Annotated in this window: 14 protein-coding genes; 6 read left to right on the top strand and 8 right to left on the bottom strand. The window is 45.6% G+C overall.

All coding sequences use genetic code 11. The annotated features are described in order from the left end of the window. Positions 1-66 precede the first annotated feature (66 nt). Positions 67-1,842 (bottom strand): ABC transporter ATP-binding protein, encoded by a 1,776-nt coding sequence (locus CA598_RS13140; RefSeq protein WP_094876792.1) that lies wholly within the window; start codon positions 1,840-1,842, stop codon positions 67-69. Continuing rightward, the gene (locus CA598_RS13145) at positions 1,829-3,604 is read right to left on the bottom strand and encodes an ABC transporter ATP-binding protein (RefSeq protein WP_094876793.1); all 1,776 of its coding nucleotides are present in this window, start codon (positions 3,602-3,604) and stop codon (positions 1,829-1,831) included. Before CA598_RS13145 ends, CA598_RS13140 begins: the two co-directional genes overlap by 14 nt. A gap of 274 nt (positions 3,605-3,878) precedes the next feature. On the opposite strand from CA598_RS13145, the gene CA598_RS13150 reads away from it, so the two are divergent. Continuing rightward, positions 3,879-4,580, top strand: a complete 702-nt coding sequence (locus CA598_RS13150; RefSeq protein ID WP_042184895.1) for an ABC transporter ATP-binding protein — start codon at positions 3,879-3,881, stop codon at positions 4,578-4,580. A gap of 13 nt (positions 4,581-4,593) precedes the next feature. Continuing rightward, on the top strand, positions 4,594-7,239 hold the full coding sequence (locus CA598_RS13155) for an ABC transporter permease (RefSeq protein ID WP_094876794.1): 2,646 nt from the start codon (positions 4,594-4,596) through the stop codon (positions 7,237-7,239). 120 nt (positions 7,240-7,359) lie between these two features. Here the strand turns inward: CA598_RS13155 and CA598_RS13160 are convergent, their stop codons facing one another. The 3 genes from CA598_RS13160 to CA598_RS13170 form a co-directional block, all read right to left on the bottom strand. Continuing rightward, entirely contained in the window at positions 7,360-7,710 is a 351-nt protein-coding gene (locus CA598_RS13160) for a GNAT family N-acetyltransferase (protein ID WP_094876795.1), read from the bottom strand. 20 nt (positions 7,711-7,730) lie between these two features. Next, positions 7,731-8,723 (bottom strand): DUF4003 family protein, encoded by a 993-nt coding sequence (locus CA598_RS13165; RefSeq protein ID WP_094876796.1) that lies wholly within the window; start codon positions 8,721-8,723, stop codon positions 7,731-7,733. An 85-nt stretch (positions 8,724-8,808) separates the two neighbouring features. Continuing rightward, positions 8,809-9,375, bottom strand: coding sequence for a TetR/AcrR family transcriptional regulator (locus CA598_RS13170; RefSeq protein ID WP_094876797.1), 567 nt, complete (start codon positions 9,373-9,375; stop codon positions 8,809-8,811). 195 nt (positions 9,376-9,570) lie between these two features. On the opposite strand from CA598_RS13170, the gene lpdA reads away from it, so the two are divergent. Genes lpdA through CA598_RS13185 form a run of 3 tightly spaced genes read left to right on the top strand, consistent with a single transcriptional unit; the run spans position 9,571 to position 12,738 of the window. Then, a complete protein-coding gene (gene lpdA / locus CA598_RS13175) occupies positions 9,571-10,965 on the top strand; it encodes a dihydrolipoyl dehydrogenase (RefSeq protein ID WP_094876798.1) in 1,395 nt (464 codons plus the stop codon). After that, positions 10,962-11,594: a biotin/lipoyl-containing protein gene (locus CA598_RS13180; protein ID WP_094876799.1), complete on the top strand. Its 633-nt coding sequence runs from the start codon at positions 10,962-10,964 to the stop codon at positions 11,592-11,594. Before lpdA ends, CA598_RS13180 begins: the two co-directional genes overlap by 4 nt. Then, a complete protein-coding gene (locus CA598_RS13185) occupies positions 11,578-12,738 on the top strand; it encodes an ABC transporter permease (protein ID WP_094876800.1) in 1,161 nt (386 codons plus the stop codon). Before CA598_RS13180 ends, CA598_RS13185 begins: the two co-directional genes overlap by 17 nt. On the opposite strand, the gene CA598_RS13190 is transcribed toward CA598_RS13185, so the two are convergent. Next, positions 12,735-13,358 carry an NAD(P)H-dependent oxidoreductase gene (locus CA598_RS13190; protein ID WP_094876801.1) on the bottom strand — a complete coding sequence of 208 codons (624 nt, stop codon included), beginning with the start codon at positions 13,356-13,358 and terminating at the stop codon, positions 12,735-12,737. The two genes, CA598_RS13185 and CA598_RS13190, sit on opposite strands and share 4 nt — an antisense overlap. Before the next feature lie 168 nt (positions 13,359-13,526). Here CA598_RS13190 and CA598_RS13195 point away from each other — a divergent pair, with 168 nt between their 5' ends. Then, complete coding sequence (locus tag CA598_RS13195; RefSeq protein WP_256989800.1) at positions 13,527-14,201, top strand: helix-turn-helix domain-containing protein; 675 nt, start codon at positions 13,527-13,529, stop codon at positions 14,199-14,201. Between the two features lie 2 nt (positions 14,202-14,203). Here the strand turns inward: CA598_RS13195 and CA598_RS13200 are convergent, their stop codons facing one another. Beyond that, a complete protein-coding gene (locus CA598_RS13200; protein ID WP_094876802.1) occupies positions 14,204-15,517 on the bottom strand; it encodes a purine/pyrimidine permease in 1,314 nt (437 codons plus the stop codon). Positions 15,518-15,617: 100 nt separating this feature from the next. After that, positions 15,618-16,061 carry a cyanase gene (gene cynS, locus CA598_RS13205; RefSeq protein ID WP_094876803.1) on the bottom strand — a complete coding sequence of 148 codons (444 nt, stop codon included), beginning with the start codon at positions 16,059-16,061 and terminating at the stop codon, positions 15,618-15,620.

The raw sequence follows: 16,061 nt of genomic DNA on the forward strand, positions 1-16,061 counted from the left end.
CAAATTAGTGGGGACTTTTTCAGTGGCCTCTACAAATAGCCCTGAGCTTTTTTGGTGTTTATTCAATTAAGCTTCCATCTTCTGCGCCGTATAAAGGCGGTGGTAAAGTCCCTTTTGTGCGATTAGCTCATCATGTGAGCCGCTTTCTGCGATGCCTTTGTTAGACACATACATAATGCGGTCGCAGTTTTTTACGGTGGACAGACGATGCGCGATAATGAATGAGGTACGCCCTTTAAGGAGCTCATTCAGACCTTTTTGCAGCAAACGCTCAGTCTTCGCATCGATGGAAGAAGTGGCTTCATCCAGTATGAGAATTCTAGGGTCAGCCAAAAGCGTTCTTGCGAACGAAATGAGCTGCCGCTGCCCCTGAGATAGCTTGGAGCCACGCTCGTTAACCTCTGTCAGATAGCCTTGATCGAATTCACGGATGAATTCGTCGGCGCAAACGGCTTTCGCTGCGGCGATCACTTCTTCCTCGGTGGCATCGAGTTTACCGTAACGAATATTGTCCAGGATCGTACCGGAGAAGATGAAGCTGTCCTGTAGCATAATCCCCATTTGGCTGCGCAGGGACTTCAGCGTAACCTGCGAGATATCCTGATCGTCGATAAGAATCTTACCGCTTGAAATATTATAGAAGCGCGAGATCAGATTGACGACCGTAGTTTTGCCTGCACCTGTTGGTCCCACTAGAGCGATGCTTTCTCCTGCTTTGATCTTAAAGGAGATATTCTCCAGAATATTGAGTCCAGGGTCATAGGCAAAGGTCACATCGTCGAAAGTGACATGGCCCTCTACAGGTCGCAGTGTCTTCGCATCTGGAATATCACTGACGGTAACGGGTTCATCCAGCGTCTCGAAGATACGCTCAAGATAGGCAACGGCGTTGATAAAGTTATTGTACAGGTTCGAAAGATTCAGAATCGGCTGCCAGAAGCGGGCAGCGTAGCTGCTCATCGCCAGAATGACACCGAGGGTCATATCTTGAGGGCTTAGTGTTAGTAAGCCTACAAGGAAAATCAATGATGTCACGATCGTAGACAAGTTGTCCACGGAGAACGGAATAAGTAAGTTGTAACGTTGGGCCTTCATCCATTCTGTACGGAAATTACCCGCGAGACGTGTGAAGATTCCTTCGTTACGTTGTTCCCGTGAGAACATTTGCGTCACACCAATACCGCTGATACTTTCTTGCAAATAGGCGTTCAGGTTGGAGCTTTTATTGGATACTGCTTGCCAAGCCCGGCGTTGCCGAGTTTTGATCAGCATCATGATGCCAAAGAAGACTGGCAGTCCTGCAAGGATGACAAATGATAGACGTACGTCAACAGCGAACATGAAGGCTGCGATAAAGAGCAAATTCACGATTTCTAGAATAAAGTTGATAATACCATTGGATAACACATCCGAAACGGCGTTAACGTAGTTTACGACCCGGATAAGAATCTTGCCCTGCGGACGGTCGTCATAATACTTGAATGGCAACTCTTGCAGGTGCTTAAACAAATCTGTACGGATGTCAAAAATAATATCCTGTCCAACACTCGTCATGATACGTGAACGAATCGTAGCCAGATAAACGCTGACTACAATGGTCAGCAGCATCAGTCCAGCCCAGCCCAGCAGCGCAAGCTTCGCTTTTGCCGGAATGGTCACGTCGATCACATGCTGCATGATCAGCGGAGCTGATAGTGAAATGGCTGCTGAAAGTGCACTGAGTATAAATGCAACAATCATTGGCGTTTTCTTTCGTTTGATGTATATCATCGCACGCCGGAAGTGTTTTATATTAAACGGCGATTCCAGATTCTCATCGACGTCGAATTTATTCCTGGCCACTTGCGGTCACCTGCCTTCCAATACCCTCGTTCTGCAGTTTAAATACATCGTAGTAGTAGCCCCGTTTCGCTAGCAGTTCGGCGTGGGTGCCTTCCTCAACCAGCTTTCCGTCATCCAGAATGAGAATACGGTCAGCCTGCGCGGTCGTAGATACACGCTGCGCGATAATAATCTTCGTGCAAGGATAATCCAGCTCACGTAGACTTTTCTGAATATGCTCCTCCGTCTCAAGATCGACAGCAGAGGTCGTATCATCCAGAATGAGGATCGGACGGCGAACTGCCAAAGCACGTGCTAAAGCGATACGCTGTTTTTGACCTCCGGATAAGCCGACTCCTCGTTCTCCGACAACGGTATCATAACCTTCAGGCATTTTGGTAATGAAGTCGTGTGCGGCTGCGAGCTCGGCAAAGCTTATCGCATCTTTTTCCGGAAGATCAGGATCACCGTAGGCGATGTTTCCATCGATAGTATCAGAGAATAAGAGCACATCTTGGGTCGCCATACCGATATTATCGCGCAGCTCATCGAGCTCCAGCTTTCGGACATCAACACCATCGACGAGTACACGTCCTTCGGCTACGTCATAGAAGCGAGGGATCAGGTTGATGATTGTTGTTTTGCCTGATCCGGTCGAGCCCATGATTGCTATGGTTTCACCAGGTTCAACGGTAAAGCTAACATCGTCAAGTACGATAGCGCTGTCATATTTGAAGCGGACATGATCGAACTCAATACGGCCTTCGTAACGGCGTTTGTTAGTAGACATATGCTCGTTTACGATATTAGGCTTTGCGTAATAGATATCAATGATTTTGGACAAGCTCGCAAAAAAGCGCTGAATGTCGTTGATAATAATACCAATATTGCGCATAGGGTTCGATATCGCCCAGATCAGCGAAGAGAAGGCTGTAAATTCACCGAAGGTGATCCGGCCGTTCATCAGGAACAAACCGCCTGCCAGCATTAGAATGACGTTGAAGCCCTGAGCGAAGGATTCCAGAAAAGGAAAGTAATCCAGCCATACAAGGGCGGCCTTTTTGTTCGCTGTAGAATAATTGACATTCTTCTCCGTAAATTTTTGAACCTCGAACTCTTCGCGGGCAAAAGCCTTAACCACACGGTTGCCTGAAATATTCTCCTGAGTAGTCGTGTTAAGCTGGGACAACCGCTCACGCAGGTCAATATACATAGGACGGACGCGTTTAGCGAATATGTAAGCCACGATAAAAATAGGTGGCGACAGGATTAGCATCCACAGCGTGAGCTGAGCATCTATGGTGAAAAAATAGATAACAGCAGCAATGAAGATCGTTAGCGATTCAATGATCGTTTTAAAAATCCATGCCATCGAGTGCCGAACCATGTCCAGATCCCCGGTCATCTTGGTCATGAGATCGCCGGTTCGGTTACGGTCGTAATATTCTCTGTCCTGTCCCTGAATCTTGTTGTACAAAAAAATCCGGATGTTGTACATCATGTTTTGAGAGGACTGTTCGTACTGCATCGTTGTAAAATAAGCAAGTCCTGTGCGCAGTAGAGAAAATCCAATCATAGCCAAGCAGAGCATAATCAATAATTGCCGTTCTTGTGTAAGATTCTGCAGCGCATTGTCACCTGCTATAAACGTATCGACAATGCGCTGACTGATGTAAGGGTTTACAATGGTAAGACTTGAGCCCACTACCGAGAGGCAGAGTGCCAGAATGTACCGTGTCCGGTTGCCCTCTAAGTTCTGCCATAGCCATTTCAGTTCGAACATCTGATCACCTGTTTCTGATTGTTCTTGTTCTTTCACTCTTGCCTGAAAAGAGTGAATAAAACAAAGTGATTATAACATTATCAAATGACTAAGTATCGTTTACGGTAAAATTTCCTTGTTACATTATTGTTACAAAAAAATGAACTTATTAATGATGTGAATTTAACCTTGCGTAATGAGGGTTTGCCATTCGGGCTTGGGCGTTCTAATTATGATAAACTGAAACAATATAAAGGGATTAGGCTTGGATTGGATAGAGACAGGAGGATGGAAAATGAGCTTTGTTGCTGTCAAAAATGAGTACAAGCGTTACAAAATGGGTGAAAGTGTGATCGTTGCCAACGACGGAATTGATTTTGAGATAAATAAAGGTGAGTTTGCAGTGATTGTCGGCCCCAGCGGTGCGGGCAAATCGACGGTGCTTAATATTCTTGGCGGGATGGATTCTGCTGACGAAGGCCAGGTCATTGTGGACGGTACGGACATTGCCAAGTTCAGTGCCAAGGAGTTGACGGGCTACCGCCGCAATGACGTGGGTTTTGTGTTCCAGTTCTATAACTTAGTGCCGAATCTCACCACACTGGAGAATGTTGAGCTTGCTTCTCAGATTTCCCCGCGTGCACTAGATGCGCGTAAGGTGCTTGAGGATGTGGGACTAGGTGCACGGCTGGATAATTTTCCGGCTCAGCTGTCTGGTGGTGAGCAGCAACGTGTCGCTATCGCCAGAGCGCTAGCTAAACAGCCAAAGCTGCTCCTCTGCGATGAACCAACAGGTGCGCTAGACTACAATACTGGTAAGCAAGTGCTTAAGCTGCTTCAGGATACCTGCCGTAACACAGGCACTACGGTCATCGTAATCACGCATAATTTGGCGATTGCACCAATGGCAGACAGGGTTATTGAGATTAATAATGCTAAGGTACGGAAGATGGTAACCAATCCTTCGCCAGTATCTGTTGAAGATATCGAATGGTAAGGAGAAGGCATCTATGAAAAAGCGTGCGTTATGGAAAGATATTTTTCGTGAAATTAGGCACACTAAGGCCCGATTTATTTCGATTTTTGCAATCATTATGCTGGGTGTTAGTTTCTTTTCCGGCATCAAGTCAGCCGGTCCGGATATGCTGGATACAGCCGGAACCTTTTATCAAGAGACGAGACTAATGGATCTGAAGGTGCAGACCAACTATGGTCTGACCGAAGATAACATCGGCCTGCTGAGCGATATACCGGGCATCGATGAAGTCCAGCCGGGTTACAGTACGGATGTGTTCAGCGGTGATAATGCTTTGATCCTCAAAGTCCATTCTTACCATTCAGATAAACCTCTTAACCAGTACAGTATGATTGAAGGACGTCTTCCAGAGGTTTCCGGAGAAATCGTATTGGATGACAAGCTGGCTGGAAAATATGCGCTGGGTGACAAAATAACCTTTAGCGGTGACGGAACGGATGCGGAGCTGTCGAACAACTTTGCGTCACTGAACTATACGGTTGTAGGTTTTGTGCGAAGCCCACAATTTATAGAAAAGAGTACCCGGGGCACCAGTGGGATCGGCAAAGGTATGGCCGATGCATTCGCAGCAATTCCGGAGTCAGATTTCAAGCTTCCGGTGTATACGGAAGCCTATCTGTCCTTCAAGGATACAGCCAGTGTGAAGGCTTATTCGCCAGAGTACGAGGCATTGATCGAACAGCATACTAAGGCGGTAGAGCAGGCGCTGTCCGGCGTGCCGGAAGCTCGGCTTGCGGAGATGCGCGCGGAAGGTGAGAAGGAGCTGTCCAGTGGACGAGGTAAGGTGACCGCCGCCGAGCAACAGCTTGCTGAATTAAAGCGCCAGCCAGAGGTGGTGCAGCAGGAACAAGCTGCAAACATGAAAGCTATTACTGACGGACTGGTCTCGGCCAAGGCGGAACTAGCTGCAGGGGAGCAAAAGCTTGCAGAACTGGGCCTTCCGAAGGTCTACGTCACTGACCGAAGTGCCAATCCGGGATATGCCGAATATAAAGACAACGCTGATCGATTGTCGGCAATTGCGAGTGCGTTCCCGGTATTCTTTTTCCTGATCGCTGCGCTGGTCAGCTTGACGACTATGACTCGGATGGTCGAGGAGCATCGTTTGCAGATCGGGACACTTAAAGCGCTTGGGTATGGGAACCGTGACATTATGGCCAAATTCTTGGTTTATGGTACGCTTGCCAGCTTGACGGCTTCGGTTGCGGGACTTGCGCTCGGATTTACGATGTTTCCAACCATTATCTATAATGCGTACAGTTCACTTTATAATCTGCCGGATCTTATCAAAAGCTTCTATCCGTCGTATTCCATCATTTCCATTATAGTGGCGCTAATCTGCACTACATTGACGGCTTGGATTGCCGCGCGGGTAGAACTACGAAGCAACGCTTCCGTATTGATGCGTCCGAAGGCGCCAAAGAGCGGGCAGCGGATTTTACTGGAGAGAGTTACTTTTGTATGGAAACGGTTGAGCTTTGTTCAAAAGGTTACCGCACGGAATTTATTCCGCTACAAGCAGCGGATGTTCATGACAGTGTTCGGCGTGGCCGGCTGTACGGCGCTGATTCTGACCGGTTTTGGTCTTAAAGACTCGATCGGCAGCATTGCCCCCCAGCAGTTCGGCACGATTATGAAATATGATGCACTTGTAGCGCTGCATGAAGATGCGTCTGCTGATGTGCGGGATGCCTACGAGCAATTGATCACTGGCGAGTCCACTATAACTGGATCACTAAGTGTGGCACAGGAAACGATGAAAGCGCACAGCAGTGGTGTAAATGATCAGGATGTGCATATGTTCATCCCTGCATCTGTTGCTGCGATATCCGATTATGTGGAGCTGCGGGATCGAGTGAGTGGAGAAAAACGCACGCTTTCGGACGAGGGAGCTATAATCTCGGAGAAGCTGGCTAAATTATACGGGCTTGAACCCGGCGACCCATTGAATGTGGTGGACAAGGATAACGAGACATTCAAGATTAAGGTCATAGGGATTACAGAGAACTATGTAATGCACTATGTTTATATGACACCTGCGTATTATTCTTCCGTATTTGGACATGAACCGGTGTTCAACACAGAGCTGCTGAACTATACCACGCACGACAAAGCATGGGAGGACAAGTTCGGCGAGAAGCTAACGGACAATGAGGGAGTGGCAGCGGTCAGCTTTTCCAGCAATGTAGGTACTGCCTTTGATGACACCATGAAGAGTATGGACGTTGTAACCTTGGTGCTCATTGTATCGGCTGCTGCTCTGGCTTTTGTCGTCCTCTACAATTTGACCAATATTAATGTCTCTGAGCGGATCAGGGAGCTATCAACGATCAAGGTATTGGGATTTTATGATAAGGAAGTAACGTTGTATATTTACCGTGAGAATATGCTGCTAAGCCTACTCGGCATTGTAGCCGGATCGGGTCTTGGCATTATATTGCACAGCTTCGTCTTGAATACAGCTGAGCTGGATGCAACGATGTTCGCGCCGATTATTAAGTGGCCAAGCTATGTGTATGCCGCACTCTTAACACTGCTGTTCTCAGGCATAGTCATGGCTTTCATGCACATTAAGCTCAAACGGATTCATATGATTGAGGCGTTAAAGTCGGTAGAATAAGCGGAGCTTCCACACCAAAAACAAAAGTTGATCCTACTTAACCACAAAGGACCGCTTCGAACAGCCATTGTTTTGGCTACTCGAAGCGGTCTCTTTTGCTTTGAGAGGCGATGGAATCTTTTAACGTGAGCCGATTGATAACTTCATATGCAGGATAGGAAAAGGATTACCCTGTTCATCTAGTGCAGAACGCTCAAAAACTTGAAAACCCATATGCTCATAGAAACCTAAGGCCTGCGGATTTTGTTCATTTACATCAACGTAGCGTACGTTCAGTGTCTGTATAGCATAAGCAACGAGTGATTTTCCAATGCCTTTTCCCATTGCAGCAGGTTCTACGAATAGCATTTCAATCTTGTTATCCTGTTCAGACAGGAATAGATGTGTATGCCGCACAGAGGATTCCCAAATATTCAGTAGACGGTATAAACATTCTTCATTTCTAGTGTTGATTGGTTGTATTGAGTCCATGTCTTCCCTCGCATTTTCACTTAATTCGAAGAAGATGAAGCTGCAGCCGCAGCCGAAGCGGCCGCAGCCCCTGCAAGAGCAGCCTGCTGTGCGATCACAATATTAGTGATGCTGGTGGAAAGCATCGAGGTTACAATGCCACTTTGCACATCCTCTACATATTTGAAGGCTACTAGCGCAGCTGACAGCAGTAGCAATTCCTGCTTTACAATGGACCAGCTGCCAAAGCCTTTTTTGGTACGCAGTAATTCGAAGGTCTCTGAGACTTCCGTAACCATGTCCTTATTGTTGGAGGAGAGCAAAGTTAGCACGCCCAGCGAAGAAAGGGTATATTCCTTATCTAACCGGATGCCATGTGCACGGAACGCATCTCGTAATGCCAGTACACGATCCGCTGCTTCTGAAGCTTCTTTTCCAAGAACCAGTACCTGTGTCAGAGCTTGCACACTGTTCCCCGACATAAATTCAGGCTTTAGTGTAGTGTAAAGCTGCTCCATCCGGTCGATGCCGCTGTCCACGTCGATATCGGAAAGGCCGAGCATGGCAGAGAAAATATAATCATCATGTCCGGTAAGGAAACGGTGCTTCGCTTTCATGCTATCGTAAAACATCTTTGCGCGTTCTACCGTACGCTGATACTGATCTGTTGTCGTATTAGCGGCGATTTGATAAGCGGCAACGACGAGATAATCAGAGGCTCTAAATTTGACGTCCTTCAATAAGTCATATACGGTCAGTGTGTTTGCAAGCTGTTGTTCCTTGTCAGCAGAAAGAGAGAGCATAGTAGCAATACTGATTGCCGAGTTCCCCCTAAACGAAGAAAACATTCCGGTATTTTCTTTAATAAGCTCGTGGCTCGCACGAATCGCATCCTCATCTGCACTTTTATTCTCTGCTGTGTACAGTAACCCCGCCAAACGGCTAACCATTGCATTATGCCAAGGAAAAGCCTTTTTGATCCTCAGCGCGTTCTCTGCGAACAATTCAACCCTTGCTGCAAACTGCTCGTTCATTGGATACACCCCTCAGTTATCTATAATTCATAATATTACGAAAAATTTCTGAGTTGGATTCATTTGTTTGGGGTGTTTATTGTTTTTAGATCATAACCAGCTCTTTAGCATACCGTTTGCCTGACGAAAGGAGGCTGTCGCTCAGTTCAGGGTCATTTACTGTCCGTGCAAGAACTAGAGAGCCAACCATGGTGCTGAACAGTGTGCTACCTTTGGACGCGTCAATGCCCGCCAGCGTGGAGATGAATGTAACCATCCGCTCTAATTCCTGCGTGAATATCCGCCGAACTTCTTCGGAAGAACGGGCTATTTCGGCAGAAAGGGCAGGAATAATGCAGCCCATCTCCGTTTTGTCGCGATGATACGGACTTAAATAATAATCAATGACCGCATTGATTTTGGGTTTCTGCTCTTCCTGCTCCGCAACCTTCTGCAAAAGTGTGATGGTATCACTGATGGCATACCGGCAGGCTTCGGCGACCAGTTGTTCTTTATTGTCAAAGTGGGAATAAAACCCGCCATGAGTTAACCCGGCACCCTTCATAATGAAGGGAACACTTACATCATGAATACCATGCGAGCGAAAAGCCTGAGCAGCACTTTCAATAATCGTATTCCGCACTTTTATTTTATGGCCTTTGGGATAGGGCATTATAATCACTCCACAGCTTCATAAGTATACTTTTTAAAATATTATAATCATCATAATAAAGCCTGTCAATTTAGCGATTGTGAGCACTATTGCTGATGAATAGCTAAACAGGGTTGTTGACGGTTTTAAAATATGATGATAATAATATATTACGGTCATCATATTTTAAAATAACTTTAACAGGAGGTAGCGACGATGAGTAAGCTTGAATCCGTAGAAACGTTGGTCATTGGATCAGGTCCGGGAGGGTATGTAGCGGCGCTGCAATCTGCCCAGCTTGGGATGAAGACGGCAATTGTTGAACGCAATCAGCTTGGCGGGGTTTGTACAAATGTTGGGTGTATTCCATCCAAAGCATTAATTGCAGAGTCTCATCGTTACGAGTTGTTTAGACTGTTCAGCTCTTCAGAGGCGGCAGTGTCATTTAAGAATGCTCAGGATTTCAAACAGGGAATTGTGAATAAACAGGCAGGTGGAGTTAGCTATTTATTAAAGACGGCAGGTGTGAATATTTTGGAAGGAGAGGCAAGATTGGTTGATGAGCATACGGCGATTATCAGTCAGTCTGGGCAGGAGCAAAGTATTTCTTTTAAAAACGCCATCTTGGCCACAGGATCACGTCCGATTGAGCTGCAAGCCTTTCCGGTTGGCGGACGTGTTTTATCTTCTACAGAAGCTCTGTCACTCTCCGAAGTTCCAACTAGCTTAGTTGTTATTGGAGGGGGATATATAGGGATTGAACTGGGGCAAATGTATGCCAAATTTGGAACAAAGGTAACGATTCTGGAGGGAGGAGATCAAGTGCTGCCTGGATTTGAGGCGGAGCTTGTGAACCCTGTTGGAAGGCAGTTGAAGGCTGATGGGATTAAGATGATTACCGGAGCGACAGCTGTGAACGTAGTGCAGAGTGCAGACACCATCACACTGCATTATTTGAAAAATCAGGAACAGCTGCATGTGACAGCGGAATATGTGTTAGTCACTGTAGGGAGAAAACCAAATACAGACGGCAATTTAGGACTGGATCGTATAGGCTTGCCCGTGACGACTAGAGGATTGATTGAGACAGACGAACAGTGCAGAACGGCTATTCCGAATATTTTTGCAATTGGGGATATTACGTCAGGTCCAGCCCTTGCTCACAAGGCGTCCTATGAAGCTAAAATTGCGGCAGAAGCCATTGCAGGCCTTTCCTCCGAGGTTGATTATAGAGCCATTCCGCTTGTTGTTTTTTCTGAACCAGAGTTAGCGAGCGTGGGCTTAAGTGAAACAGAAGCAAGAGCAAAGGGCATCCCGATTGTAATTGGTAAATCCACCTTTGGGATTAACGGGAGAGCATTGGCCCTGAAGGAAACTGAGGGCTTCGTCAAAATTGTAGCAAATCCGATCTCAGGAATCGTGATGGGGGCCCAAATCGTTGGCGTGGAGGCATCCACACTCGTGTCGGAGCTTGCCCTTGCCATTGAGATGGGAGCCACTGTGGAGGATTTGGCGATGACCATTCACCCTCATCCTACATTGGGAGAAGTGATTATGGAGGCTGCCGAAAATGCGGTTAGAAAAATGATAAGGGGAGAGCGTGGAAAATGAAGATAAAAGCAGGCTTGTATATTGGAATTGCGGTTGTGTTGATCTTTGGAGGGTCGCTGCTTGCAGTAAAAGGTAAGGATGCTGTTAGTCAGGCTGAGAGCAGGAAGCAAGGGATTCTTGATGCAGAGCAAAAGACTATATTTTATCAGAACAGTCCAGGGTCAATTGTTGAGGTCCGTGTGGCTGTAGGTGATTCTATAAAACAGGGAGAGGTATTGTTCAAGGTTAAATCCGCTGAAGAAGGAGAAACAGATGTACTCGCGCCTGAGGACGGATCGGTCAACAGGATGGTTGTAAAGCCGGGAGATCAAGTACAGCAAGGCATGCCACTGGCGGTGCTGCAAAAAAACAGCTTTTATACAGACCTTTACGTACAGGAAAGTGAAATCCAAAAGCTAAAGGTGAATCAAAATATTGGGGTTCATTTTCCGTATTTGGAGCATGAAGCGGAGGTGACGGGTGTAATTACTTCCATCGCAGCCGCCCCTCAATTTGCGAGCTTACGTATGTCACGTGAAAAGGGGCAAGCGGATTTAAGTATGTTTCTTGTCCGTGTAGTTATGGATGCGAATGCTGAGTTGCTTCCGGGGATGACAGCGGAGGTGAAGCTCGATGAAGTCACTGATTGATGAGTGGAAGTACGTGGCGGGCAGTAAGTATTTACGCCTGATTTTTATTGGTCCGCTTATTGCGGCTCTGTTTTTTGGCTTGATGTTCTCGAAGAATCAAATCAGCGAATCGCATGTTGTAGTTATTGATGAGGATCACAGTTCGTATTCAAGGCAGCTGATCTCTAAAATCAATGCCTCTCCTTATATGAAAGTAACCAATGTGTACGCCAGCCGCTTAAATCCAGAAACTATACTGGCAAATGAGCAAGCTGTCGCAGTTATCACGCTTCCTAAAGAGCTGGGACAACATCAACAGCAGGGGATTTCAACGAATATCGGCATCTTGATGGATAACACGATGCCCTCAGGGCTAACCGGCATCCGAACTGCCATTCAGGAAGTCATTCAGACGGAGAATATGACGCTTTCGATGACCCGTCTGATTCAGAAGGGGATGGATGCCGAAGCCTCTAAAGGGCTTGTTTCACCGTTATCTCTCCAACAGCGGATGTTGTTCAATCCGACCACAAGTTATGTGAGCTTTATGGTCATTGGATTTGTGAATATTGTGGTGCTGATGATTACAACAAGCGCAGCGGGCGCCATTGTCCCGCGTTTGCGGCAGGAAGGAAAACTTTTTACAAACGGGAAGTCGCCTTGGCAAATTTGGATTCGTAGTGTCCCTTATGCTGTCTTGACCACGCTTTCGTTGCTCCTATGTTATGGCTTATTAAAGCAGGTGGGGGGAATGCGTTTTGAAGCGGCGCCTTATCTTTTTATTATTCCGCTGCTTGTGTATGCCTTTGCTTTGTCCCTTATGGGCCTGTTGATTGGCTATACCGCCAAAGACGCTTCCAAAGTTAATTTACGAACTAATTTCGTATTGTATCCGTCATTTCTTGCTACTGGAATCCAACTGAGTCCACTAGCGTTTCCTGCGTTTTTTCAAATTTCCGCTTGGGTATTACCGATGAACTGGCTGAACCGGCTCATACGCGGGATGGCTTTTCGGGATGGGGCGTTATCTGCCTACAGTCTGGAGCTGGGAGCGCTGCTGATCCTTATTGGCGTTGCTTCCTTATTAATTGGATTATTGGTGCTCCAGGAAGTGAAGAAGCAGGAGGTTTCGTTCTCGGAATCCGTCAGCGCTTCAGTAATCTAGTCTAGTCGTGCAAACCGTTGTTCTGTCTTATCAAGATATTTCACCCGTTCTTCCAAGCTGCGATCTGACATGCCGGCATAATTATACCAACGGAGGTTCTTTCGTATGCCCATTTTGCGGAAGGTTCCTCTGAACAGGATTTTGGTGATAGGGTTGCCAAATATCCAGCGGTAAACAAAGTCGGGCGTGTTCATTACCGTCAGCAGGGATACGCCTTTCATATTCGGGAGTAAGCATTTAAAGGGCCGTCCAGGTTTGATTTCCTCATAGACAATGCCTTTTGCGAAGACCTTATCCAGAAAGCCTTTGGTAAGAGCAGGCATGGCCTCCCACCATATAGGGAATAGGAAGACGATATGATCTGCTGCGATAAGCCGTTGCTGATAATTGGCGACTAGAGGGTCGACGGTTTTCTTTTGTCGCCAAGCAGCAAGTTCTTCGTAAGACATGATTGGATTAAATCCATCGGCATGCAAATCGATAAGATCGATCGTATGGCCTTTAGTGGTAAGACCTCGCATCACGGAGGCTAGCAGAGCTGCGGAATAGCTTCGCTGATGTGGGACATTCTCGGACGCCGATGCTCCGTATGGATGATCAAAAATAATTAAGACATTCATATAAATACCTTCTTTACGTTTTATTGTTTCCTGGAAATAAAATAATGACTATGGAAACAATAGTACATTTTAAGTTTCCTTGTTGTCAATATTATTTCTAGGAAACTTTATTTTTGAGCTGTGTCTTGTTAAGATGATCATAAGATGAATTTACGAGGAGACTTAACAGTGACGCATTCTTTCGAGAACTTACCGAATAAGGATTTATTGATAAAAAAACTGATAGAGATGATTCCTCAATTACAAAAACGATTTCAATCGGAGGATGATGAAGAAAAGGAATGGCTGCTCCAGAACTGTAGTAATCCACTTATCATTGATTTTCTCCAAGACTCCACAGTCATGATGCTGCATGTAATAGATGCAATTGGACAGCTTGAGCCGGTGAATGGCACTACCATTTCGAAGCATTTCGGAATTCCGAAAGGTAGCGTGTCCAAAATCACTAGAAAATTAGTTCTGCAGCAAATGATTCGCACGGAGTTTCTCCCCGATAATAAAAAAGAAGTGCTGTTTCTTACAACACCTCTCGGAAAAGAAATATTCGATTTGCATCAAGAACTACATAAGGAGATGAATAAAGGGATAACTCGGTTTCTACAAAGATATAACACAGATGAATTATTATTTCTGATGCAAGCGTTCGAGGATACTTTAGAAGCATCATGGGTTCATTCGGAATCGGATGCTGAAGAAGAACTATTAAATGCTGGAGAATCACTTGAGGTAATGGACAGCGATGAAATGAGTCAAATCGTAGAAATGCTTAACCAACTGGACACGCGCAACCTTAAAAAAGCTAAAGCCATTCTGCAAGATGTGTTTTTTACCTCTTTTGAGTAGCTTTATAATTTTTGACAGTGGCTTATTTTCTTTTCACTTTTCCAAAATTGCTCTAAAAGCATGGCCAGTATAGTGCCGACAAGCAGACCATTACTGCAAATATATCGAAGTGTGGAAGGAAGACTCTGAAATACCGCTGGAGGCAAAAACATGAGTCCAATGCTCACCAACAACGTTATTCCTAGTATCGTTAATCGGCGATGATCAAGCTCTTCCTGTAGCAAGGATTGGAATGCAATCCCTACGATTTGTACAAAAGTAGCTAGAAGTGCTGCACTGGCTACAGGAGCTGGAAGTAACGCTAGCACATTGACAACGGACGGCATTAGCGCGATAACGGTTAGTAACATACAGGCCATAAGAAATGGCCGAATTCGCTTTTGCCCTGTTAATTTCATAAAGCCCGCCGAGGCTGGTAAAGGAACAACTCCTATCGTTGAGAATAGGGCGGCTAGTATATGAGAGATCCCTCCCGTCCAAATCCCTCGGCTTAATGCTGTTTTTTCATCTTTCGGTAAAACCGGAACTACTTGTTTTACAGCGGAAATAGAAGAAATTGTATTGGATACTAACAAAAACGTAAACAACAGTGAGGTAATCACGATCCCTAGATCAAATTGAGGTAATCCCCAAGCAAAAATATGAGGGAACTTCAAGACGGGGGTTAAAGCTGTAAATGCTGGCCCCACTTTCCCGAATGCTGCAAATAATGCCGAACCCAAGCCGATTCCAATCAGTACGGCGTAACTACTAATCCATCCTCTTCCTTTAATAGAGAGAAAAATAACAAGTCCAAAAATAAAAAAGGATATGAGTGCTGCTATACCATCTGGTTCGGCGCTTGTTTCCTGTACTCCAAGCATGCCCTTGACTAATACACCGCTTAATTGCAAGGCGAGAATGAATAAAAATGAACCCGAAACTAAGGGTGTAAATAAAAATTGAAGCTTATAAACTAACCCTGTAGTTCCTAATATGAAAAGAACAAGCCCGGCTACGATTAATCCTCCTTCTAGAATTTGTAAGGCATTTATTTGATCTTGCCCTTGAATTAAAGCTAAGTTGCCTAATATGATAAAGATACTTACCCATGATCCCGCAGGACCGTCTGCAATAGGATATTTATGTCCTAACCATCCCTGAATAAATGAACTGATTCCTACAACGAAAAATGTCCGCTGCATTAAGGTTGAAATTTGTTCAAACGACAATTGAAAAATACCTCCAATGACAATGGGCAGCGCCACTGCATTGGCTAGCAAAAAAATAAACCATTGTATAGTGCTGAGACTATCGGTAACACATTTGTTCTTCATATCTACTCACCTTCACTATTGTTAACTATACAATCTATACGGAAAATGCAAGCCACCTTTCAATGTGAAATCGTTAAAAGGTGGCTTGCTCCTTAATCTATTACCATTTGCGATATGGCAAAAACTTTCCGTTCATCGTCAGAAGGATACGGTCACCTTTCGGATCTTCTTGCTTCTGTACGTCGAATTGGAAATCGATCGCGCTCATGATACCTTCGCCAAGTTTCTCCAAAACAAGTTCTCTAATCGTTGGACCGTATACAAGCAGCATTTCGTATAGGCGATACAGTCCTGGATCTGTAGGCGGCATAGCAATGACATCGCCACGGTGTGGGATTTGTGTGAGTGCTTGAACGACTTGTTCATCGAGTTCAAGCAATTCCCCCATTTTATCTGCTTCATTACGCGTCATTGTCGCTTGGCCCAACAGTGCAGTTACAACCCAGCTCTCTGAATGCTCGCTTTCCTTTGCAATTTCGCCCCAAGTTAATCCTTTTGCAAATTTAGCGTCCAATATTTGTTGTGTCGCTTCTTTTCTATTCAT

It is taken from the genome of Paenibacillus sp. VTT E-133291 (assembly GCF_002264395.1).
Lineage (GTDB): Bacteria > Bacillota > Bacilli > Paenibacillales > Paenibacillaceae > Paenibacillus_AQ > Paenibacillus_AQ nitricinens.